The following is a 21,268-nucleotide window of genomic DNA, read 5'->3' as shown; positions in this document are numbered from 1 at the left end:
GCGCCGTTCCCGCCCCATGCCCGAAGACACCAACTTCCCTCCGCAGCGCCAATCCCACCAGCCCGGCCGCGAGAGCGAGATGCAGCCGCGCCCGGCCTCCGCCATGGAGAGCTGGAAGCCGGCCGGCAAGCTCGCCGGCAAGGCCGCCATCGTCACCGGCGGCGATTCCGGCATCGGCCGCGCGGTCGCCATCGGCTTCGCGAAGGAGGGCGCGGATGTCGCGATCCTCTACCTCGACGAGACGGAGGACGCGAAGGACACGAAGCGCCGGATCGAGGCGGAGGGGCGGAAATGCATCGCCATCGCCGGCGACATCGGCGATCCGAAATTCTGCCAGGACGCGGTGAAACAGGCCGTGCAGGCCTTCGGCAGGCTCGACATCGTCGTGAACAACGCCGCCGAGCAGCACACCTGCGACGATTTCGCCGAGATCCCGGTGGAGCAGGTGGAGCGGACCTTCCGCACCAACATCCTCGGCCAGATGTGGATGACGAAGGCGGCGCTGCCGCACCTGAAGGAGGGGTCTGCGATCATCAACAGCACCTCCGTCACCGCCTACAAGGGCAGCCCGCAGCTGATCGACTACGCCGCCACCAAGGGCGCGATCGTCGCCTTCACCCGCAGCCTCTCGATGGCGCTCGAGGACCGGAAGATCCGGGTGAACGCGGTCGCACCCGGCCCGATCTGGACGCCGCTGATCCCGGCAAGCTTCGACGAGAAGCGCACCGCCCAGCACGGCAAGGGCGCGCCGATGGAGCGCGCCGGCCAGCCGGACGAGGTGGCGCCGAGCTACATCTTCCTCGCCAGCAACGCCGACAGCGGATACATGTCCGGCCAGGTGCTGCACCCCAACGGGGGCACGGTGGTCAACGGGTAGCATCCGATCGCCGAAGCGCCGCAGGGCCGAAGGTCCGGGCACCGGAGACGTGGATCGGATGCTCAACTCAGCGCGGCAAACGCTCCCCGATCAACCCCTGCGGCCGGTAGAGCAGGATGAGCTGCAGCGCGAGGCCGATCAGGAATAGCCGGATATAGGCTGCGCGCGTCGCCAGCTCGCCGGGAAGCTGGCCGGCGAGCCAATCGGTCGCGGCCCAGATCGCCCAGATCGCGACGGCGCCGAGCACCGCGCCGCGGTTGTTGCCCGACCCGCCGGCGATCAGCATCACCCAGACCAGGAAGGTGGCGGTGACGGGATCGAGCGCATCCGGCCCCATGAACTTGAAGAAATGCGCCAGCATCGCGCCCGCCAGCCCCATGCAGGCTGCGCCCAGCACGAAGGCCTGCAGGCGGAAGGCGGCGGGGTTGCGGCCGGAGGCCTTGGCCGCGTCCTCGTCGTCGCGGATGGCGCGCAGGGTGCGGCCGAAGGGGCTCTTCGCGGTGGCCTCGGCCATGGCGTAGAGCAGCGCCACCACGCCGGCGACCAGCAGCAGATAGGCCACCGCGCCCCAGGGCTGGCCGAGGTCCTCGAAGGGCCGCGGAATGCCGGAGATGCCGAGCGGGCCGCCCGTCAGCCAATCCTCGTTGCGCACGAACAGCCGCACGATCTCGGCGATGCCGATGGTGGCGATGGCCAGGTAATCGGCACGCAGGCGCAGGCTGATGGCGCCGACCGGCAGCGCCAGCAGCGCGCCGGCCAGCGCCGCCAGAGGCCAGGCGAGCCACCAGGGCCAGCCGAAGCCGCCGAGATGCGTGCCGGAGGGCACCGCCGTCAGCAGCGCGGAGGTATAGGCGCCGGCGGCGACGAACCCCAGCACGCCGAAATTCATCAGCCCCGTCACGCCCCATTGCAGGTTCAGCCCGAGCGTCAGCGCGGCATAGATCCCGGCGAGCGTCAGCATGGTGACGGTGTAGAGCAGCGCCGCTTCCATCAGCCCCCCGCTCCTAACCCATGCCCCTGAACAGGCCCTGCGGCCGGAAGATCAGCACCAGCACCAGCAACGCGAAGGCCACGCCGGTCTTGTAGGCGGGCTCCAGCAGCGGCGCGCCGCCGAGCAGCGGGTAGGTGGACATCTCCTCCGCCACGCCGAGCAGCAGCCCGCCCAGCGCCGCGCCCCAGGGCCGGCCGATGCCGCCCAGGATCGCCGCGGCGAAGGCGGCGAGCAGGATGTTGAAGCCGAGATTGGGCGTCAGCTGCGTGTCGATCGCCAGGAACACACCCGCGATCGCCGCCAGCCCCGCCGAGACCGCCCAGGCCAGCCGGATCACGCCCTCGACTGGCACGCCGGTGACGCGCGCGAGGTCGGGGTCGTCCGCCATGGCGCGCATCGCCCGCCCGGCGCGGGTGCGCGACAGCAGCAGGTGCGCCGCGAAAGCCGCCAGCGCCGCGCCGGCCAGGATCATCAGGTGGCGCTGCTGGATGCGCATGCCCTCGAACACCAGCGGCGGGGTGAAGCCGCGCGCATAGGCCTGCGGCGTCGGTCCCCAGACGAAATAGACCACCGCGCGGATCATCAGCGCGACGCCGAAGGAGGAGATCAGCAGCACCGCCGGCTGCGCGCGGCGGAGCGGCCCGTAGAAGGCGCGGTCGGCTGCGAGCGCGACCGGAATCGTCGCCAGCACGGCGAGGGGCAGCGCGACCCAGGCCGAGATGCCGAGCGCCCCGACCGCCACCAGCGCCGCATAGGCACCCCAGGTCATCAGGTCGCCATGCGCGAAATGCGCGAAGCGCAGCACCCCATACGCCAGCGATAGCCCTGCCGCGGCCAGCGCATAGATCGCGCCCAGCACCAGGCCGGGGATCAGGTAGAAGTTGACGAGTTCCAGCATGGGGTCAGGCGGCGTCCGCCTCATCCGGCGCGGCACCGCCGAGGAACAGATGCCCGATCTCAGGATTCGCCAGCAGCGCCGCGCCGCTATCCTCCGCGCGATTGCGACCCATCGTCAGCACCACGCCGCGATCGGCGATGGCAAGCGCCGGCCGCGCATTCTGCTCCACCATCAGCACGGCGATGCCCGCAGCGGCGATCGCGCGCACCTTGTCGAAGATCAGCGCGCAGAGCTTCGGGCTGAGGCCGGCGGTCGGCTCATCCAGCAGGAGGAGCCTGGGCGTCAGCATCAGCGCGCGCGCCAGCGCCACCATCTGCCGCTGCCCGCCCGAGAGGCTGCCCGCCGCGATGCGCCGCTTCGCCACCAAGTCGGGAAACAGCGCGAAGGCGCGCCCGATGCCCTCCCGCGCCGCGGCAGGGCGCGCATAGGCGCCCATCAGCAGGTTCTCCTCTACCGTCAGGCTGGGGAAGACGTTGCGCTCCTGCGGGACATAGGCGAGGCCGCGCGCCACCATCCCCTCCGCCGCGCAGTTGGTGATGTCGGCACCCTCGAGCGTCACGCTGCCGGCGCGCAGCCGCACCAGCCCGGCAACCGCCTTCATCGCGGTGGACTTGCCCGCGCCGTTCGGGCCGATGACGACGACAACCTGGCCCGGCGCGACCGTCAGGTCCACGCCGTGCAGGATGTCGGCCTCGCCATAGCCGCCGGTCATGTTGCGGGCGACGAGGAGGGTCATGCCACCTCGATCGCCATGCCGAGATAGGCATCCGCCACCACCGGATCGCGGCGCACCTCGGCCATCGTCCCGCTGGCGATCACCCTGCCCTCCGCCATGCAGTGCACGGGGTCGCAGAGCTCCGCAACCAGGTCCAGGTCGTGCTCGATCAGCAGGAAGGTGATGCCGTCCTCCGCGTTCAGCCGCGCGATGGTCGCCGCGATCTCGCGCAGCAGGGTGCGGTTCACGCCGGCCGCCGGCTCGTCCAGCAGGATCACGCGCGCGCCGCTCATCAGCGCACGGGCGAGCTCCACCAGTTTCTTCTGCCCGCCGGAGAGCGCGGTGGCCGGCGCATCGGCGTGCTTCGCCAGGTTCAGCCGCGCCAGCACCGCCATGGCACGCTCGCGCAGCGCGCGCTCCTCCCGCGCGATGCGGCGGCGCGCGAACCAGGGGGCCGGCAGCGTCTCGCCGGATTGCGGCGGGGCGCCGACCATGAGGTTCTCCGCCACGCTCATCCGGCCGAACAGGCGCGGGATCTGGAAGGTGCGCACCAGCCCAGCGCGATGCAGCGCCCAAGGCGAGGCGCCGGTGACGTCGCGCCCACGCAGCCGCACGCGCCCGGCATTCGGCGCGTGGAAGCCGGCGATGGTGGCGAAGGCGGTGGTCTTGCCGGCGCCGTTGGGCCCGATCAACCCGGTGATCGAGCCCTCCGGCACCGCGAAGCTCGCGCCGTCGAGCGCGGTCAGGCCGCCGAAGCGCTTGACCAGGCCCTCGACCTCCAGCGCGGGCTGGCTCACTCCGCGAACTGCCCGACCGTCTCCACCTGGCCGTTTCGCACTTCCCAATGCTCGATCCGGCCCTGCGCATCGCCGGCGGCGTTGAACTCGATCGGGCCGGAGGCGCCCTCGTAGTTCACCTGGCCGCCGCCCTGCAGGATCTGCTTCGCGCGCGCGAATTCGCCGGGGCCGACCGCCTCGCCCGGCGCGTTCGCCACGCGACGCAGCGCCTCGCGGATCGCCGCGCGCTCGGTCGAGCCCGCCGCCTGCACCGCCAGCGCGATCACATAGGCCGCGTCGTAGGATTGCGCGACGAAGGCGGCGCCGGGATCGGTGTTCGGATTGGCGCGGCGGAAGGCCTGCTCATAGGCCTGGCGCCGCTCCGGCGCGGCGGCGGAGCCGGGGGCGGTGCCGAAGAAGCCCTGCATCGGATCGGCGCCGATCTGCTCCACCACGGACTGGTCGCGCATCCCGTCGGTGCCGATGAAGCGCTGGAAGAAGCCGTTCTCCACCGCGTTGCGCAGGATCGTGTTGCCGCCCGAGGCCGGATAGGCGATCAGCAGCAGCGCCTGCGGGTTGCCGCGGCTGGCGAGCGTCTGCAGCTCGGCGCGGTAGGAGGGGCGGCTCTCCTCGAAGTTCTGCGTCGCGGTCACGGTGCCGCCGCGGCCGCGGAAGGCCTCGGCGAAGGCGCTGGCCAGGCCGCGGCCGTAGTCGTTGTTCACCGCCATGATGGCCACGCGCTCGATGCCCTTCTCGCGCACGATGCGCGCCAGCACCTGGCCCTGCAGGCCATCCGGCACGGCGGTGCGGAACACCGTGTCGTTGTCGTTGAGCGTGCTGAGCGCCGGCGCAGTGGCGGAAGGGCTGACGATCGGCACGCCGGCGGGGATCGTCACCGCATTCGCCACGGCGATGGTGATGCCGGAGGCCATCGGGCCGATGATCGCCGCCACGTTCTCCGCCTGCACCAGGCGCGTGGCGACGGAGACGCCGACCTGCGGATTGGTCTGGTCGTCGGCCTCCACCATCTGCAGCGGCCGGCCACCGAGCACGCCGCCGGCGGCGTTGATCTCCTCGATGGCGAGCTGCACGGCAGCGCGGATCGGCGGCACGAAGCCGGCGAGGCCGCCGGAGGCGGAGAGGATCACGCCGATGCGCACGGGCTCCGCCTGCGCATGGGCGATGCCTGGCAGGAAGAAGGGAAGGGCGCCGAGCGCCAGGGTGGCGCGGCGCGTCAGGATGGACGACGTCATGGCGAAACTCCCGGATCGTCTCGGGGCATTGCCGCCCCTTCGGCGCCGGCGGGGCTAGCGCTGGCCGGCGCGCGAATCAACGCCTGATCCAGCCTTCGACATACACGAAACCACTTCGCATACGGACGACACATTGGGCGGCGCGGCGCCGAGCCGCGCCAGGCGTCACGGGGATTTCACATCCAGCGGCGGACGCGCCCGCGATAGCTCTCGTAGGCCGCGCCGAAGCGCGATGCGAGGTAGGCCTCCTCCTTCGCGATCACCAGGCGGTCGAGCAGGCCGTGCAGCACCACCACGCCGATCCAGCCCCACAGCGTGCCCCAGGCCAGCGCGAGGCCGGCGGCGCCGAGCAGGAAGCCGAGATAGATCGGGTTGCGGCTGAAGCGGAACGGCCCGGCCTCCACCAGCGCGGCGTCGGGCTTGTCAGGTCGCGGGTCGTTGCCGGCCTTGACCATCACCAGCAGCGACCAGCCGATCAGCGCGACGGCGAGGAAGATCACCATGCCACCCAGCGCCACCGCCGGCGGGCCGATCTGCACCGTCCAGACCCGGTCGAGCAGCCAGGCCGCGCCCATCACCGCGGCGGCGTACACAGGGGGCGGGACGCGGACGCCCGGGCCGTGGTCGCGCCCCTCGGTCATGCGGAGGCGCGCGCGGGAAGCACCATCCAGGACGGGATGCGCGGGGTGAGCACCGCCTCGCCACTGGCGAAGGGACCACCGGCCTCGGCGGCCTCGATCCGCAGCAGCGCGAGGCCAAGCCCGTCGCGGCCGGAGCGCATCTCGCCGATCTCGACGCCGTCCTTCGTCACCGATGTGCCGGGCGGCGGCAGGGGCCCCTGCACGGTGACGGGGAAGAGGCGCTTCTTGAGCAGCCCGCGATAGCGGGTCCGCGCCGTCAGTTCCTGGCCCATGTAGCAGCCCTTGGTCCAGGAGATGCCGTGCAGCTCGTCGAAGCCGCCTTCGAGCAGGACGGATTTCTGCGGCTCCAGGTCGCGCGCGCCATCCGGCAAGCCGAGCGCAAGGCGGTGCAGATCGTAGGCGGCCTCATCGGCATCGGTGGGCAGCGGCGCCGGCGCGAGCACGCGCCAGCCGGCCTCCGGCAGGCGCGGATCGGGCGCGCCGATGGTGCCGTCCGGCGGCGTGGCGTCGCCCCAGGCGGCATGCACGGCGAAGTCGGGCGAGGCATCGCGCAGCGCCACCTTCGCCCGCAGGCGGAAGCGCGAGAGCGTCGTCACGACCGTCCCGGCCTGGTCGCGGGCGCAGTCCAGCAAGAGGCGCGCGCCCTCGGCGAGCACGAAGAAATCGGCCAGCCACTTCCCCTGCGGGGTGAGCAGCGCGGCCCAGACGGCGCGGCCCGGCGCGGCCAGCGCGACATCGTTGGAAACGAGGCCCTGGAGGAAGGCGACGCGGTCCTCGCCGGCCACCTCCACCACGCCCCGCCCCGGCAGGAGGGCTATCGGCATGCCTGCCAAGTGGGAAAGCCCGGCCGGGGATGCAACATCCGTATTGCCCCCCTCTCGCCGGCGGGGTGGGGAAGCCGGCGCCTTCATGCTATGCGCCGCCGGTCCATGCGCATCCTGTTCGTCACCTCCACGCGGATCGGCGACGCCGTGCTCTCCACCGGCCTGCTCGGCCATCTGCTGCGCACCCATCCGGAGGCCCGCTTCACCGTTGCCTGCGGCCCTGCCGCCGCGGGCGTCTTCACGCGCATGCCGCGGCTCGAGCGGCTGATCATTGTGGCGAAGCGGCGCCTCTCGCTGCATTGGCCGCTGCTCTGGGCGCAGGTGGCCTTCACCCGCTGGGACCTGGTGGTGGATCTGCGCGCCTCAGCACTGGCCTGGATGGTGCCGGCCGCACGGCGCGCCACCGGCCGTGGCGGGCGCCGCCCAGGGCATCGGCTGAGCCACCTCGCGGAGGTGCTGCGCCTCTCGCCGCCGCCGCTGCCGGTGGCCTGGACCGCGCCGACGGACGAGGCGCGCGCGGCTGGGTTGCTGCCGGGCGGGCCATGGCTCGTGCTCGGCCCGACCGCGAACTGGTCGGGCAAGGTGTGGCCGGCGGAGCGGTTCGTCGCCGTGGCCCGCGCGCTGACCGCACCGGGCGGGGCGCTGGCCGGCGCCCGGCTGGCCGTGCTGGGCGGCCCCGGCGAGGCGGAGCGGGCGATGGCCGCACCGGTGCTCGCCGCCTTCCCCGATGCGGTGGACCTGGTCGGCACGCTGGACTTGCCGGAGGTGGCGGCGGCGCTGCGGCGCGCGGCGCTGTTCGTCGGCAATGATTCCGGCCTGATGCACCTGGCCGCCGCCTGCGGCACGCCGACGCTGGGCCTGTTCGGCCCGACCGAGGCCGGTGAATACGGGCCGTCGGGCCCGCGCGCGGCGGCGGTGCTGGCGGACGGGCGGACCATGGAGGGGCTGCCCGCCGGCCGCGTCATCGCCGCCGCCGAGCGCCTGCTCGCCCCGCCCGTGGCGGCATGAGGACCGACGCAAGCCGGCTGGGCACGGTGATGCAGGTCATGGCCGGCGCCGGGACCGGCGGCGCCGAGACCTTCAGCATGGACCTGGTGATCGCGCTGCACGAGGCCGGGCTGCGCCAGGTGGTGGTGACGCGGCCGGAGCCGGCACGGCTGGCGCGGCTCGCCGAGGCCGGCGTGCGCTGCATCGCCACGCGCCTGCCCTTCGCCCTGCCGCCGCCGCTCGGCAGGATGGCGATGGCGCGGATCGTCGCGGCGGAGAAGCCGGCGCTGGTGCAGGCCTTCATGGGCCGCGCCGCCTCGGTCGCGCCGGAGGGCTCCATCGGCTGGTTCGGAGGCTACTACGACCTGAAGCGCTTCCGCCGCTGCCGCCACCTGATCGCCATCACGCCGCATATGCGCGACGACATGATCGCGCGCGGCGCCGACCCGGCGCATCTCTCGCTGATCCCGACCTTCGCCGCGCTCGACCCCTCCCCTGCCCTGCCGCGCGAGAGCTTCGGCACGCCGCCGGGCGCGCGCATCGTGCTGTGCCTCGCGCGGCTGCATCCCAAGAAGGGGTTGGACACGCTGCTCGACGCCATCGCGGCGATGCCGCAGGCGACGCATCTCTGGCTGGCCGGCGAGGGCGAGTTGGAGGGCGCATTGCGCGCGCAGGCGGCGCGGCTCGGCGTCGCGGAGCGGGTGCATTTCCTCGGCTGGCGCACCGATCGCGGCGCGCTGCTGCGGGCGGCCGACGTGCTGGCCGTGCCGTCGCGCTACGAACCCTTCGGCACGGTGGTGATCGAGGGCTGGGCGGCCGGCGTGCCGGTGGTCGCCGCCTCGGCCGTCGGGCCAGCCGCCACCATCGAGGATGGCCGCACCGGGCTGGTTGTGCCGGTGGACGATGCGCGCGCCCTGGCCGCCGCACTCGGCCGCGTGCTGGAGGATGCGGCGCTGGCGCGAGACATCATGGCCCGGGCCGCGACGGCGCTGACCCAGCGATATGCGCGGGAAGCGGTGGTCGCCGCCTACCTCGATCTCTACGCGCGCCTGCAAGCCGGCTGAAGCTCAACCCTTCACCGATCCGGCGGTCAGCCCCGCCACCAGGAAGCGCTGCAGCGCGATGACGAAGAGGGTGACGGGCACGAGCTGCACCGTCGCGGCGGCGAACAGCGCCCCCCAATCCACGCCGGTCAGGCTACCCATCATCTCCGAGATGACGATCGGCGCGGTCTTTGCGTCCGTCGTGGTGAACACGAAGGCGAACAGGTACTCGTTCCAGGCATAGACGAAGACGAACACCGCCGCCGCCACCATGCCCGGCGCCGCGAGCGGAACGATGATGCGCAGCAGCGTCTGCATCTCCCCCGCGCCGTCGATCCGCGCCGCGTCGTCGAGCTCGGTCGGAATGCCGTCAATGTAGGCCTTCAGGATCATGCTTCCGATCGAGACGAAGAAGGTGGCGTAGAGCATCACCAGGATCGCCCAGGTGTCGTTCAGCTGCAGCAGGCTGGTCGCCGGGAACAGCGGTAGGATGATGACGATCGGCGGCAGCAGTCTTATCGCCACCATGAACAGCGCCGAAGCGCCGATCGCCGTGCCCCGGTAGCGCGAATAGACATAGCCCGCCAGGACGCTCGCCGCGACCGTCACCAGGGTGGAGAGGATCGCCACCGCGGCGCTGTTGAACAGCGTGCCGAGGAAGTCCGGCCATTTCTCGAACAGGGTGCGGTAATGCTCAAGCGTCGGCGCGAAGATCAGCGCCGGCGGATACGCGAAGATCTCGGTGGTCGGCTTGAAGGAGGAGAGCACCATCAGCGCCACCGGCGCGCCGGACCACAGCACGACGAACAGCACGGTCGCGGCGCGCAGCAGCCGCATCGGCAGCCCCTCACGCATCCTTCCGGAAGCCCTGGCGATGCAGCAGCCAGACATAGAGCGCGGCGACCAGCCCGGAGACCACCACCATGATCCACCCGGTCGCCGCCCCCATGCCGAAGCTCGCATAGGTGAAGGCCTGCTTGTAGAGATAGACGGCGAGCACCTCCGTCATCCGCGCCGGGCCGCCCGCGGTCAGCAGCCAGACCTCGCTGAACAGGCGGAAGGAGAGGATGTAGCGGAAGATCAGCGCCACCAGCACCGCGCCCGCGATGCCGGGCAGCGTGACGTAGCGGAAGCGTTGCGCCGCCGAGGCGCCATCGATCTTCGCCGCCTCGTAAAGCTCCTTCGGCACCGCCAGCATCGCGGCGTAGATGATGATGAAGGTGAAGGGCAGGTGCAGCCAGATGCTGATCAGGCAGACCAGGATGAGCCCCTGCGTCGGGTTGGTGGCCCAGTCGAAATCGGGCAGGCCGAGCGCGGCCAGCGTGCGTGCGATGCTGCCGATCTGCGGGTCCAGCATGAACTTCCAGATGGCCACCGCGACCACCTCGCTGATCGCGTACGGCATCAAGATGATGGCCAGGACCACCGCGCGGAACGGGATGCCCTGCACGAAGACGGCCGCCAGCAGGAAGGAGATCAGCAGCTCGCCATAGACGATGACGTTGATCACCAGCAGCGTGTTGACCAGCGCCCGCCAGAAGGCGTCGTCCTGCCAGATCGCCTCGTAGTTCGCCAGGCCGACGAACAGCGTGCCCGTGCCGTAGGAGGACTCCGTAAAGCTCAGCCAGAACACGTAGAGCGAGGGGATCGCGATGAAGGCGATGAGCAGCGCCTGGGCAGGCGCGAGCATCAGCAGCTGCGCCGCCCCGAACCTGCGCATCGCCCCCTCCGCTACGCCAGGCTGCGTCCGCTCAGCGCGGCAGCAGCGGCTTGATGCGGCGCGCCATGTTGGCGCCCGCGGCCTGTGGCGAACGCATGCCGAGCATGGCCGCCTGCATCTCCTCCACGAAGATGTCCTTCGCCTGTGCAGAGCGGTCGAAGGCGGGCATCGGCACGCGGGCATGGCGCAGCGACTGCGCTTCCTTCGCGGCGTAGCTGACATTGGCCAGCAGCCGCGGATCGGCATAGGCCGAGACGCGGGCAGGCTGGTTGCCGTTCATCGCCGCACGGATCGTGTTCTCCTTGGACGAGATCTCCTTGATCAGCGACCAGGCCATGTCCTTCACGCGACCGTTGCGCGGGATCATCATGCACCAGAACTCGGCAGTGGTATTGATCTCGTCGCGAGCGGCGCCCTCGCGCGAGTTCAGGCAGAAGGCGGTGCCGAACTTGCCCGGGAATCGGGAGGAGCGCGGGTTGTTGAACAGCACGGTGCGGCCGAAGGGAAAGTACTGCATTGCCACCTGGCCGTTCTGGATGGCGGTGATCATGTCGTTCTGCTTCATCGCGGTGATGTTCCGAGGCATCATGCCGTCCTGGTACATCTCCCGCAGCGTCTCAAGCGCGCGGACCATGCCCGGTCCGTCGGCAACGCATTCCATGTTCTCGTTGATCAGGTCGCCGCCGAAGGCGCGAGCCATGGAGACGACGTCTGAGTAGTTGTCCGCCTGGATGCCCCAGCCATGCACCTGCGTGCCGTCCGGCTTGGTGAAGGTGAGCTTGCGCGCGTATTCCACCAGCTCGTCGATCACCTGCGGCGGGCGGTCGAGTCCGCGTTCCTGCAGATAAGCCTCGTTGTAGTGCAAGGCGTTGACCGAGTGCCGCACCGGCACGCCGTAGCGCTTGCCCTGGTGCGTATAGGCGCGGACCATGCCGGGCGAGAAATCCTCGAACTCCTCGATCGGGTCGCGCTGCTGATACTCGTCGATCGGCTCGAACATCGCGAAGGTGGAGGGCACGGCGCGGGTGTTGAGCACGTAGCTCATCGTGATGTTGGAGGAGGAGAGGCGCGCCTCGCGGAAGGCACGGTCATGGATCGCGTTGAGGTCGAGCGTGACCCATTCCAGGCTGACGCCGTTGCGCTCACGCCAGTCGGCCAGCACATCGCCGCCACCGCCTTCGCTCAGCACCTGCTGGTGCACGCGATGGGAGATGATGGTCAGCGAACTCGGGCGCGCCTGGGCGGAGGCGCCGCGCGGCGCGGCAAGCCCGGTAGGTGCCGCCGCGGCGAGGCTGGCGGCGAGAAGCTGACGACGGCTGGTGCGGATCATGGACGTGGCTCCCTACAACTTCTTCGGTCCGGTTCGCTGACCTGCGCGCGGCGTGAGGCCCGCTTCGCACGACCGGCGCAGGCACTGTGTCCGCTTTTGCCAAACTACATCATGGGGATTCGACCAGCGCAAGCCTTCCGATGAGCCGACAGTCAGGCCGCCGCATTCCTGTCGCACCGCAGCATCAGGCAAGGCGTTCCGACGCAATTCCGGGCTGGACAGCCTGCCACTCTGATGTAGTAAAGCTACACGTCGCGAGCGCAGTAGGCGCGATTCAGCGATGCGCCGCGCCGCGCGGGAGGAAGCGTTGAGCATCGAGTCGATCAGGGCCTACCCCCTGGCGATCCCGGTCGAGCCGGGCCAGCACCGCACATCCTGGGGCGAGTACCGCTCGCTCGGGCTGCTGCTGGTCGAACTCCGTACCACCGACGGCCTGGTCGGCTATGGCGAAGGCCTCGCCCGCCATGCGCCGCGCGCCTATGCCGCGATCGTCGAGGATGTGCTCGCCCCCATGGTGCTGGGCCGTCGCCCCGCCGATGTCGTGCGCATCTGGCGCGACATGGCCTATTCCTACAGCGGCCGCGTCGGCGGCATCGCGTACGAAGCGCTGTCGGCGGTGGACATCGCACTGTGGGACCTGCTGGCGAAGCAGGCCCGCATGCCGCTGCGCGAGCTGCTCGGCGGCGGTGGTGATGGATGGGTGGAGTGCTACGCCTCCGCCGTTTCCTGGCGCGCCGAGGAAACCGCCTTCCGCCAGGTGGAGCAGTGCCTGGCGCTCGGCCTGCGCACCATCAAGCTGAAGCTCGGCAGCCCGGCCGATGAGGCGATCGCCTGGGCACGCCGCGTGCATGCGCATGTCGCCGGGCGGGCGCGTCTTTCGGCGGATGCGAACGGCGCCTACGACCTGCCGGATGCGGTGCGCGTGGGCAGCGCACTGGCGGATCTCGGCTTCGCGTGGTTCGAGGAGCCGTTTCTGCCGCACGACATCGCCGCCTATCGCGCGCTCGCCGGGCGGGTGCCGATCCGGCTCGCCGCCGGCGAGGGCGAGTTCTCGGCGGCAGCCGCGCATGAGTTGATTGCCTCCGGCGCCATCGGGCTCTTCCAGCCGGATTGCGCACGCGCCGGCGGCATCACCGAGACACGACGGATGATCGCGATGGCGGAGGCGCTGGGCGTTGCCTATGCGCCGCATGTCGGCGGCGGCGGCGCGGTGAGTGCGGCGGCCAACCTGCACCTCGCGGCGGCCTCGACCGCCTGCGCGAACTACGAATGCATGATCTTCCCACAGCCGCTGCGTTCCGACCTCGCCGGCGGGCCGGTGGCGGAAGCGTCGCAGATGGTGGATGGCGGGCTGCGCCCGCCGGACGGGCCCGGCCTCGGCATCATCATCGACGAGGTCGTGCGTGACAGGTTCATGGTCGCGGCGCCGGCCGGGCGCGGCGCATGATGCGGCGCAGGGGAAGGAACACAGAATGACACAGCAGACCGACTACGACGTGATCGTCGCCGGCGCCGGCATGGCCGGCGTGGTGGCCGCCATCGCCGCCGCGCGCGCAGGCGCACGCGTGCTGATGACCGACCGCCTGCCCTTCCTCGGCGGCAACATGACGGCCGGGCTGCTCGGCAATTTCCTCACCTTCCACAACATGAAGGGCGAGCAGATCACCGCCGGCATCGCGCAGGAGATCGTGGACCATTGCATCGAGCGCGGCGGCGCCTTCCGTGAGCATCGCGGCCACCTGCCCAACGCCTATGGCAACGCCTATTCCGTCACGCCGGTGGACCCGGAGGTGCTGAAGCTCGTCACCCAGAAGCTCTGTGTCGAGGCAGGCGTCGCGCTGCTGCTCAACACCTACATCGCCGCGACGGTCGCCGAGGACAACCGCGTGCGGGCAATCCGCGTGGTGAACAAGTCCGGCGAGCAGACGCTGCGCGCGAAGGTCTTCGTGGACGCCACCGGCGATGCCGACCTGGTCGCCGGCGCCGGCGGCCGCTTCCTGTTCGGCGACGAGCGGGGGAAGGTGATGTCCATCAGCCTGTTCTCCCGCCTCGGCAACGTCGATCTCGAGAAGCACCTGGCCTATGTGAAGGAGAATCCGGACGAGTTCATGCTCGGCGAGGATCCCTATATCGGCAAGACCAAGGCCGAGATCGCCTCCGCACTGAAGCACTGGATGGACTACCCGCTGGTCACCGGCCATTACAGCGCCGTGAAGCGTGCGCAGGCGCGCGGCGAGTTCCACCCGAACCGGCAGCGCGTGGTGTTCCAGGTCACCACCATCCCCGGTGTCGTGGTGCTGAACGCCACCAGCCTGCTCGGCTTCGACCCGACCGATGCCGCCTCGATGACGAAGGCGGCGCTGGAGGGGCGGGAGCAGATCTTCGCCGTCGCGAAGTTCTTCCGGGACTATGTGCCCGGCTTCGAGAAGAGCTTCATCCTGGATTCCGCCTCCGCCCTCGGCGTGCGGGAGAGCCGGCGCATCGCAGGCGTGCGGACGCTGACCACCGATGATTGCGTCGCCGGCCGCAAGAACGAGGACGATATCGGCCTCGGTGCCTATTGCCTCGACGTTCACCAGCCCTCCGGCATCATCGAGCACAAGCATGTGCGCGACGGTGAGGCCTATGGCATCCCCTACGGCACGCTGGTGCCGGAGAAGCTGGACGGCGTGCTCGTCGCCGGCCGCAGCCTGAGTTCCGAGCGCTTCGCCAACGGCTCGGCACGCTGCCAGGCGCCGATCATGGCGATGGGCGAGGCCGCCGGAATCGCCGCCGCGCTCTGCGCCGAGCATGGGCTGCAGCCGCGCGACGTGCCGGTCGGGCAGCTCCGCGGCATTCTGAAGCAGAACGGCGCACCCGTGTGACGCCACGCGAGCGGGAGCGAAGTGCGCCGGGCATACTGGCGCGCATCCGCGCTGCGGCGCCCGGCCTGACGCCCTCCTTCCGCGCCGTCGCGCGGGTGGTGAGCGAACGACCCGGCGCGGTCACGCGGATGAGCCTCTCGACCTTTGCCGGCGCAGCAGAAGTCAGCGAGCCCACGGCGATCCGCTTCTGCCGCCACTTCGGCTGCAAGGGCTTCCCGGACTTCAAGATCAGCCTGGCGCAGGCGATGATGACCGGCCTGCCCTATGTGCATGGCGAGATCGGGCCGGGCGACGAACTGCCCGCCATGGCCGACAAGATCTTCGGCGCCGCGGTGGACACGCTGAAGACCATCCGCGAGGCGCTCGACCTGTCGGCGGTGGCGCGCGCGGTGGAGGCCATCGCAGCGGCTCGGCGGATCGAGCTGTTCGGTTCGGGCCTCTCCAGCGTCGCCGCGCTGGATGCCAACCAGAAATTCATGCGGCTCGGCGTGCCGACGGTGCTGCACGCGGACAGCCATCTGCAACGGATGGCGGCGGTGACGCTCGCGCCCGGCGACGTGGCGATCGGTTTCTCCTACACCGGGCAGCTGCGCGACGTGGTGCGCATCGCGACCCTGGCGCGGGAGCGCGGCGCGACGGTGATCGTGGTGACGCGCGCACGCTCCACGCTCGCCCGCGCCGCCGACATCGTGATCCCGGTGGACACGCCGGAGGACACCTTCGTCTATGCGCCGATGACGACGCGGCTGGCACATCTCGCGGTGGTGGACCTGATCTCAACTGCCGTCGCGTTGCGCGCAGGGCCGGCGGGCATCGGCGTGATCCAGCGGGTGAAGACCGCGGTGCGGGATGAATGGCTTGCCGCCGGCGATGGCGGCGTGGGACAGGGCTGACGGACGATGGACGGCATGACGGGCGCGACAATCGCATATCGCAAGGAGGTGCCGGTCCGGCACGAGACGGATGTGCTGGTGGTCGGCGGCGGCCCTTCCGGCATCGGCGCCGCCATCGCCGCGGCGCGCGGCGGCGCACGCACGTTGTTGGTGGAGCGCTACGGCTTCCTCGGCGGCAACCTCACCGCCGGCCTGGTCGGCCCCTGCATGACGGCGTACACGCTCGACGGATCGCAGCAGCTGATCGGTGGCATCTTCGAGGAATTCGTTCGCCGCATGGAGGCGATGGGCGGCGCGCTGCATCCCTCCGGCATCCCCGGCGGCTCGCCCTATTCCGGCTTCATCGCCTATGGCCATGAGCGCGTGACGCCCTTCGAGCCGGAGGCGGCAAAGACGGCTGCCATCCGCATGTGCCGCGAGGCCGGCGTCGAGGTGCTGTTCCATAGCTTCGTCGCGGATGCGCTGACCAGCCAGGAGGCGGATGGCAGGCGGCGTGTCGAGGCGGTCGTACTCGCCGGCAAGGGCGGCTTGGCGGCGGTCCGCGCCGGCGTGACGGTGGATTGCTCCGCCGATGGCGACGTTGCGGCAATGGCCGGCGCGCGCTTCGAGATCGGCCGCGAAGGCGACGGGCTAATGCAGCCGATGACACTGTTCTTCCGCGTCAGCGGCGTGGACGACGCGGTGGTGGAGGAGTACGTCCAGACGCACACCGAGGACTACCGGCCCTTCGCATCCCTTGTCGCCAAGGCGCAGCAGCAAGGCCGCTTCCCGGCGCCACGCCGCGGTGTCGGGCTCTACAAGACGCTGCAGCCCGGCGTCTGGCGCATCAACACCACGCGCATCCTGAAGCGCGACGGCACCAGCACCGCCGACCTGACCGCCGCCGAGATCGAAGGGCGCGAGCAGATGATGGCGCTGCTGGAGTTCTTCCGCGCCGACCTGCCCGGCTTCGCCAATTGCCGCCTACTCGACACCGCCACCCAGATCGGCGTGCGGGAGACGCGGCGAATCCTGGGCGAATACACGCTGACGCTCGGCGACCTGAAGAACGGCCGCCGCTTCGAGGATGTGATCGCGCTCTGCGGCTACCCCGTGGACATTCATGACCCGACGGGCTCGGGCGGCGGCGTCACGCCCGATCTGCAGGTGGCGAACGCCTACGAGATACCGTTCCGCGTGATGGTGCCGCAGGATGTGGACGGGCTGCTCGTGGCCGGTCGTGCCGTCTCCGCCACGCATGAGGCGCTGGCGGCGATCCGCGTCATGCCGCCCTGCTTCGCGATGGGGCAGGCAGCCGGTTCAGCGGCGGCAATGGCGGTCGCGCGCGGCGCGCAGCCGCGCACCGTGCCGATCGCGGAGTTGCATGCGCGCCTGAAGGCGGACGGCGCCATCCTCAGCACCGGCTGAGGTCGCGCCACCTCTGCACCGCGTGCAGCGAACTGCGACAGACCATCTCTGCCGTCATCAGCCACGGCCATGACCCGCAGCCGGCATCGCGGAACGACGTTGCCGGCGATTCACGACTCCTCGCAATCCGCGTTCTGCGCTGGCCGGCCGCGCCCTCCTGCGGCGGTACGCGCGCCGGAAGCCCGGTGCCCGGCGGGAAAGGTCGCGTTGCGACCGGCGGGAGGGTGCCTCAGGCAATGACGAGGAGGCCGGGCGCCGGCAGCACGGGCGTATCCGCCAGTCTCGCGACGCCCACCGGGATGCCGGCGCCGGTTCCGTCCGCATCCCATGAGAGCGCGGGCGCGGCCCCGCCGGCGCATCCGCCGGACCTCGTTGCCGCTGCGCACAGCGATCTTCGGCACGTCCGTCGCGGGCACCACCTCGGCCTCGCGACGGCGACCGGCAGGATTCCCCGCGGCTTTCACATGCCGCGATCACAACAATCAGGATTTCGTGATGCGCCCGGGCTCGGACTCAGACGGGGCGGACGCCCTCCAGGAGCTCCACCACCTCGCCGAGCGGATGCTTGGCGAGATCCTTGTCCAGGGTGCCGCGCAGGCGAGCCCGCGCCACATCGCCGAGTTCCGCGCGCAGGTCGCCGAGAAAGGCCGGCGGCGCGACGAGAAGCAGCTGCGCGTAGCGGCCGGCCGTCGCCGCCTCCTCGAGCACATCCGCCAGATGCCGGGCGAAGTCGTGCTTTGCGGCACGGTGCGGGTCGGTGCGCGGTTCGATGGCGTGGCGCGCCGTGCTGGCGCTTTCGTGGGTGCGGCCCGGTCGGTCCGAGCCGCGCTCGCGCGAGGGCCGGTTGTTGATCTCGACCGCCATCTCGGTGTGCTCTCGCCAGCTTCGGCCAGGCACTTCGCGCTCCAGCACGCGCGCATGCTGCGCATCGGCCACCAGCGCCCACTCGATTTCGCCCCGCATTCTTGCGCCCTCCATCTGCGGACATGCAGCGTAACGCATAGAAGAGGTCGCCCGCCGAGCATACCGTGATGGCGATCAATCGGGCGGCATTCGGTGGGTCCGCGGCGCCCGGAACGCACCAGGCCCCCCCCAGAAGGCTAGCGCCCGAGCATCGCCATGACCTCGGCGACCGATTCACGCACCGCGACGTCCGTGCCGAAGCGCAACCCGACCATGACGATCGCCGCCCCTGCGCCGGCGGCATGGCGATCATGCGCCTCACGCACCAGGACAATGCGGTCCGCCGCCAGCCAGATCCGTCCGCCGCCGAGATCGGTGAACGGCAGCAGGCGCTGGCCCGCCGCTTCCAGCCGACGCGCCACGGCATCCACCGGCTCCACGGTGCGCTGCTGCACCCAGGCGGCGGTGTCGATGATGGTCTGCCCCTCGGCGCGGGCGACGCGCACCACCTGCGCCGGGGCGATGTGCACCGGTGCGCTCCCCTCGGCCGGCAGGATGGTGATGAAGGCCGGGCGCGCCTCCTGCGCGGCGGCGGCGCCGAGCCAGAGGGCGATCGGTAGGGCAAGCTGAAGCCTTCGGGTCATGCGGGTCTCGACGCGGTCAACCGGCCGCCGGAGGTGGCGGCGCGGCCTGGTCGGGATCGCCACCCTCACGCCGCGCCGCCTCGCGCTTCGCGATATCGTCCATGAAGCGGCGATCCTTGGTGCGCTGAAAGGCGGCAATGGCGTCAAGTCGTTCCTGGAAGGGGGTCCGCGACGCTTCGAGCTGCGGCTGCCGGGGCTGCTCGGGTGCCGCAGTCTCCTCTGCGTCCTCCGGCAGGGCAGGCAGGCGGCCGGGATCATGGCCGCCGGCATAGCGCACCAGCGCCGCGATGCGCGCATCCACCAGCGGATGGGTGGCGAACCAGCCGAAGCCGCGGGAGAGCGCCGCATCGTGCAGGAACAACGCCCGCACCTGCTGCGGGATGCGCGGCATGTCGGGCCGCTGCTCGACCTTGCGCAGGGCGGTGATCATCGCGTCCGCATCCTGCGTCATGTCCACCGCGCCGGCATCGGCCAGGTATTCACGGTTCCGCGACAGCGCCATGCGCAGCACCAGCGCCAGCATGTGTGCGAGCACCGCAATGAGGATCGCGATGGCAATCAGCGCCAGCATCACCCCGCCGCCGCCCCGCCCGCCGCCGCGCGAGGATGAGGTGCGCCGGTGCCCCATGCGGATGCCGCGCCAGCTCCCGAACCGCATCGCCTGCCAGACGCCGTCGGTGACCAGCGTGATGACGCCGACGAACACCGCCGCGATCACGCCGAGCCGCGCATCGCCGTTGCGGATGTGCGAAAGCTCATGCGCGATGACGGCGGAGAGCTCGCGGTCGTCCAGCGCATCCATCAGCCCGCGCGTCACCGTCACGCCGGCGGTCCTTGCCGTGAGGCCGGAGGCGAAGGCGTTGCGCGCCGGTGTCTCGATCACCGCCAGGCGCGGCAGCGCCATGCCGCGGCTGATGCAGAGCGCCTCGGCGAGCTTCCAGAGCCGCGGCGCATCGCGCGGGTCGGCGACGCGCTTCGCGCCGGTGACGAAATCCAGGATGCGGTTGTGCGCGCCCCAGGCGATGGCGAACCAGATCGCGGCGACCAGCAACGCGAGCGGGATGATGGTCGGCAGCAGGCCTGCTGCGGCGCGCAGGCCCTCCTCGATGGTGCGGGCCTCGCCGGCGACGATCAGCAGCGCCAGCGCGTAGCCCATCATCGCCAGCAGCAGCGGGAAGCCGGCCAGCAGCAGCACCGACCGGATGGCGGTGTTCCAGGCGTGGGTGCGCAGCCCGGTGGCGGGCAGCACGGTTCAGAACTTCACTTGCGGCGGCGTCTGCACCGCGGCGCGCTCGGCTGCCTCCAGCTCGAAGAAGTTGGCTGGCCGGAAGCCCATGGTGCCGGCGAAGAACACCGCCGGGATGGACTGGATCGCCGCGTTGAACTCGGCGACGGCATTGTTGAAAAAGCGTCGGGCCGCGGCGATCTTGGTCTCGAGCGCGGAAAGCTCGCCCTGCAGTGCGGTGAAGTTCGTGTTGGCCTTGAGGTCCGGATAGGCCTCCGCCAAGGCGAACAGCCGCGACAGCGCGCCGGAGAGCCGCCCCTCGGCGGCGGAGGCGGCTTCGGGCGTATGCGCCTGGGTCGCGCTGTTGCGCGCCTGGATCACCGCCTCCAGCGTGCCGCGCTCATGCGCGGCGTAGCCCTTCACCGTCTCGACCAGGTTGGGGATCAGGTCGTGGCGCTGCTTCAGCTGCACCTCGATGTCCGCCCAGGACTGGCCGACGGTCTGCCGCAGCGCGACCAGACGGTTGTAAACCACGACCAGCCACAACAGCAGCAGGACGATGACGCCGAGCAGTATCCATTCCATGGCCTGAGGCTCCCCCGAGAGGCGTCAGGCTACCGCGGTGCGTTCGCGCTCGGAAAGGATGGCATCGGCGCGGCGGAACGCCTCGGCCATGCGGGGGCCGGGCATGGCGCCGCTGAACAGCAGGTGCCGGTCCATCAGGAAGGACGGCACGCCGGAAATCCCCGCCCGGCGCGCGGCCATGTCCTCGGCCAGCACGGCCTCGCGGTGGTCCTCGCCGGCGAGCATCGCGGCCATGCCGGGCAGGCCGGCCTCGGCGGCGATCGTGTCGAGCACCTGCGCGTCGCCGATGTCCCGGCCCTCATGGAAATAGGCGCGAAACAGGGCATCCACCACGGCGTCCTGCACATCCGCCTCCTCCGCCGCGCGGATCACGCGGTGCGCGGCGACGGTGTTGGGCGTGCGCGCCATCCGGCCGTGGCGGAACTCGACACCCGCCGCGCGGCCGGCGTCGGCCACCTGCGCGTCAAGCTCGCGCGAGCGCTCGAGCGAGCCGAATTTCTGCGCGCGGTATTCGGCGCGCGCCACGCCTTCCGCCGGCATGTCGGGGTTGAGCTGGAAGGGGCGCCAGCGGACCTGGAAGGCCAAGCCGTCGCGGGACAACTCCTCCAGCGCCGCGTCGAGATGCGCCTTGCCGATCCAGCACCAGGGACAGATCGCGTCGGAGATCACGTCGATCGTTCGCATCGGTGGTA

At 71.0% G+C, this 21,268-nt stretch carries 22 protein-coding genes; 7 read left to right on the top strand and 15 right to left on the bottom strand.

The genetic code is table 11. The annotated features are described in order from the left end of the window. The first annotated feature begins 16 nt into the window (after nucleotides 1–16). Nucleotides 17–877, top strand: coding sequence for an SDR family oxidoreductase (locus ACESM1_RS04685; RefSeq protein ID WP_372618190.1), 861 nt, complete (start codon nucleotides 17–19; stop codon nucleotides 875–877). A gap of 67 nt (nucleotides 878–944) precedes the next feature. On the opposite strand, the gene ACESM1_RS04680 is transcribed toward ACESM1_RS04685, so the two are convergent. The 7 genes from ACESM1_RS04680 to ACESM1_RS04650 all read right to left on the bottom strand — a co-directional run bounded on the left by ACESM1_RS04680 (nucleotide 945) and on the right by ACESM1_RS04650 (nucleotide 6,975). After that, entirely contained in the window at nucleotides 945–1,868 is a 924-nt protein-coding gene (locus ACESM1_RS04680) for a branched-chain amino acid ABC transporter permease (protein WP_372618188.1), read from the bottom strand. 13 nt (nucleotides 1,869–1,881) lie between these two features. Continuing rightward, nucleotides 1,882–2,766, bottom strand: a complete 885-nt coding sequence (locus ACESM1_RS04675) for a branched-chain amino acid ABC transporter permease (RefSeq protein WP_372618186.1) — start codon at nucleotides 2,764–2,766, stop codon at nucleotides 1,882–1,884. A 4-nt stretch (nucleotides 2,767–2,770) separates the two neighbouring features. Beyond that, nucleotides 2,771–3,502 (bottom strand): ABC transporter ATP-binding protein, encoded by a 732-nt coding sequence (locus ACESM1_RS04670; RefSeq protein WP_372618184.1) that lies wholly within the window; start codon nucleotides 3,500–3,502, stop codon nucleotides 2,771–2,773. After that, nucleotides 3,499–4,278, bottom strand: a complete 780-nt coding sequence (locus ACESM1_RS04665) for an ABC transporter ATP-binding protein (protein ID WP_372618182.1) — start codon at nucleotides 4,276–4,278, stop codon at nucleotides 3,499–3,501. The genes ACESM1_RS04670 and ACESM1_RS04665 overlap by 4 nt, the downstream gene beginning before the upstream one ends. Beyond that, nucleotides 4,275–5,510, bottom strand: coding sequence for an ABC transporter substrate-binding protein (locus tag ACESM1_RS04660; protein WP_372618180.1), 1,236 nt, complete (start codon nucleotides 5,508–5,510; stop codon nucleotides 4,275–4,277). Before ACESM1_RS04660 ends, ACESM1_RS04665 begins: the two co-directional genes overlap by 4 nt. 176 nt (nucleotides 5,511–5,686) lie before the next feature. Then, nucleotides 5,687–6,151: a methyltransferase family protein gene (locus ACESM1_RS04655; RefSeq protein WP_372618178.1), complete on the bottom strand. Its 465-nt coding sequence runs from the start codon at nucleotides 6,149–6,151 to the stop codon at nucleotides 5,687–5,689. Further along, nucleotides 6,148–6,975: a YgfZ/GcvT domain-containing protein gene (locus ACESM1_RS04650; RefSeq protein WP_372618176.1), complete on the bottom strand. Its 828-nt coding sequence runs from the start codon at nucleotides 6,973–6,975 to the stop codon at nucleotides 6,148–6,150. Before ACESM1_RS04650 ends, ACESM1_RS04655 begins: the two co-directional genes overlap by 4 nt. 105 nt (nucleotides 6,976–7,080) lie before the next feature. On the opposite strand from ACESM1_RS04650, the gene ACESM1_RS04645 reads away from it, so the two are divergent. Both ACESM1_RS04645 and ACESM1_RS04640 read left to right on the top strand, forming a co-directional pair. Then, on the top strand, nucleotides 7,081–7,983 hold the full coding sequence (locus ACESM1_RS04645; protein ID WP_372618174.1) for a glycosyltransferase family 9 protein: 903 nt from the start codon (nucleotides 7,081–7,083) through the stop codon (nucleotides 7,981–7,983). Further along, nucleotides 7,980–9,026 carry a glycosyltransferase gene (locus ACESM1_RS04640; protein WP_372618172.1) on the top strand — a complete coding sequence of 349 codons (1,047 nt, stop codon included), beginning with the start codon at nucleotides 7,980–7,982 and terminating at the stop codon, nucleotides 9,024–9,026. Before ACESM1_RS04645 ends, ACESM1_RS04640 begins: the two co-directional genes overlap by 4 nt. A 3-nt stretch (nucleotides 9,027–9,029) precedes the next feature. Here ACESM1_RS04640 and ACESM1_RS04635 read toward each other — a convergent pair whose 3' ends face one another. Genes ACESM1_RS04635 through ACESM1_RS04625 form a run of 3 tightly spaced genes read right to left on the bottom strand, consistent with a single transcriptional unit; the run spans nucleotide 9,030 to nucleotide 12,055 of the window. Next, the gene (locus tag ACESM1_RS04635) at nucleotides 9,030–9,860 is read right to left on the bottom strand and encodes a carbohydrate ABC transporter permease (protein WP_372618170.1); all 831 of its coding nucleotides are present in this window, start codon (nucleotides 9,858–9,860) and stop codon (nucleotides 9,030–9,032) included. Next, the gene (locus tag ACESM1_RS04630; protein ID WP_372618168.1) at nucleotides 9,853–10,725 is read right to left on the bottom strand and encodes a carbohydrate ABC transporter permease; all 873 of its coding nucleotides are present in this window, start codon (nucleotides 10,723–10,725) and stop codon (nucleotides 9,853–9,855) included. The genes ACESM1_RS04635 and ACESM1_RS04630 overlap by 8 nt, the downstream gene beginning before the upstream one ends. Nucleotides 10,726–10,756: 31 nt before the next feature. Then, complete coding sequence (locus ACESM1_RS04625) at nucleotides 10,757–12,055, bottom strand: extracellular solute-binding protein (protein WP_372618166.1); 1,299 nt, start codon at nucleotides 12,053–12,055, stop codon at nucleotides 10,757–10,759. Nucleotides 12,056–12,362: 307 nt separating this feature from the next. Here ACESM1_RS04625 and ACESM1_RS04620 point away from each other — a divergent pair, with 307 nt between their 5' ends. From ACESM1_RS04620 to ACESM1_RS04605, 4 genes are read left to right on the top strand one after another with little or no spacing between them, the layout of a single operon-like run. After that, nucleotides 12,363–13,502 carry a mandelate racemase/muconate lactonizing enzyme family protein gene (locus ACESM1_RS04620; RefSeq protein ID WP_372618164.1) on the top strand — a complete coding sequence of 380 codons (1,140 nt, stop codon included), beginning with the start codon at nucleotides 12,363–12,365 and terminating at the stop codon, nucleotides 13,500–13,502. A 25-nt stretch (nucleotides 13,503–13,527) separates the two neighbouring features. Then, entirely contained in the window at nucleotides 13,528–14,919 is a 1,392-nt protein-coding gene (locus ACESM1_RS04615; RefSeq protein WP_372618162.1) for an FAD-dependent oxidoreductase, read from the top strand. Next, on the top strand, nucleotides 14,916–15,812 hold the full coding sequence (locus ACESM1_RS04610; protein ID WP_372618160.1) for an SIS domain-containing protein: 897 nt from the start codon (nucleotides 14,916–14,918) through the stop codon (nucleotides 15,810–15,812). Before ACESM1_RS04615 ends, ACESM1_RS04610 begins: the two co-directional genes overlap by 4 nt. Nucleotides 15,813–15,827: 15 nt before the next feature. After that, nucleotides 15,828–17,219 carry an FAD-dependent oxidoreductase gene (locus tag ACESM1_RS04605; protein ID WP_372618158.1) on the top strand — a complete coding sequence of 464 codons (1,392 nt, stop codon included), beginning with the start codon at nucleotides 15,828–15,830 and terminating at the stop codon, nucleotides 17,217–17,219. Between the two features lie 513 nt (nucleotides 17,220–17,732). Here ACESM1_RS04605 and ACESM1_RS04600 read toward each other — a convergent pair. The 5 genes from ACESM1_RS04600 to ACESM1_RS04580 form a co-directional block, all read right to left on the bottom strand. After that, nucleotides 17,733–18,182: a host attachment protein gene (locus ACESM1_RS04600; RefSeq protein ID WP_372618156.1), complete on the bottom strand. Its 450-nt coding sequence runs from the start codon at nucleotides 18,180–18,182 to the stop codon at nucleotides 17,733–17,735. 137 nt (nucleotides 18,183–18,319) lie between these two features. Next, nucleotides 18,320–18,766 carry a hypothetical protein gene (locus ACESM1_RS04595; protein WP_372618154.1) on the bottom strand — a complete coding sequence of 149 codons (447 nt, stop codon included), beginning with the start codon at nucleotides 18,764–18,766 and terminating at the stop codon, nucleotides 18,320–18,322. A 16-nt stretch (nucleotides 18,767–18,782) separates the two neighbouring features. Next, complete coding sequence (locus ACESM1_RS04590; RefSeq protein WP_372618152.1) at nucleotides 18,783–20,015, bottom strand: M48 family metalloprotease; 1,233 nt, start codon at nucleotides 20,013–20,015, stop codon at nucleotides 18,783–18,785. 3 nt (nucleotides 20,016–20,018) lie between these two features. After that, nucleotides 20,019–20,576, bottom strand: a complete 558-nt coding sequence (locus ACESM1_RS04585) for a LemA family protein (RefSeq protein ID WP_372618150.1) — start codon at nucleotides 20,574–20,576, stop codon at nucleotides 20,019–20,021. 24 nt (nucleotides 20,577–20,600) lie between these two features. After that, nucleotides 20,601–21,260, bottom strand: a complete 660-nt coding sequence (locus tag ACESM1_RS04580; RefSeq protein WP_372618148.1) for a DsbA family oxidoreductase — start codon at nucleotides 21,258–21,260, stop codon at nucleotides 20,601–20,603. Between the last annotated feature and the right edge of the window lie 8 nt (nucleotides 21,261–21,268).

It is taken from the genome of Falsiroseomonas sp., assembly GCF_041690465.1.
Taxonomy (GTDB): domain Bacteria; phylum Pseudomonadota; class Alphaproteobacteria; order Acetobacterales; family Acetobacteraceae; genus Falsiroseomonas.
Note: the sequence above shows the minus strand (reverse complement) of the source record. Positions and strands in the feature narration are given on the sequence as shown.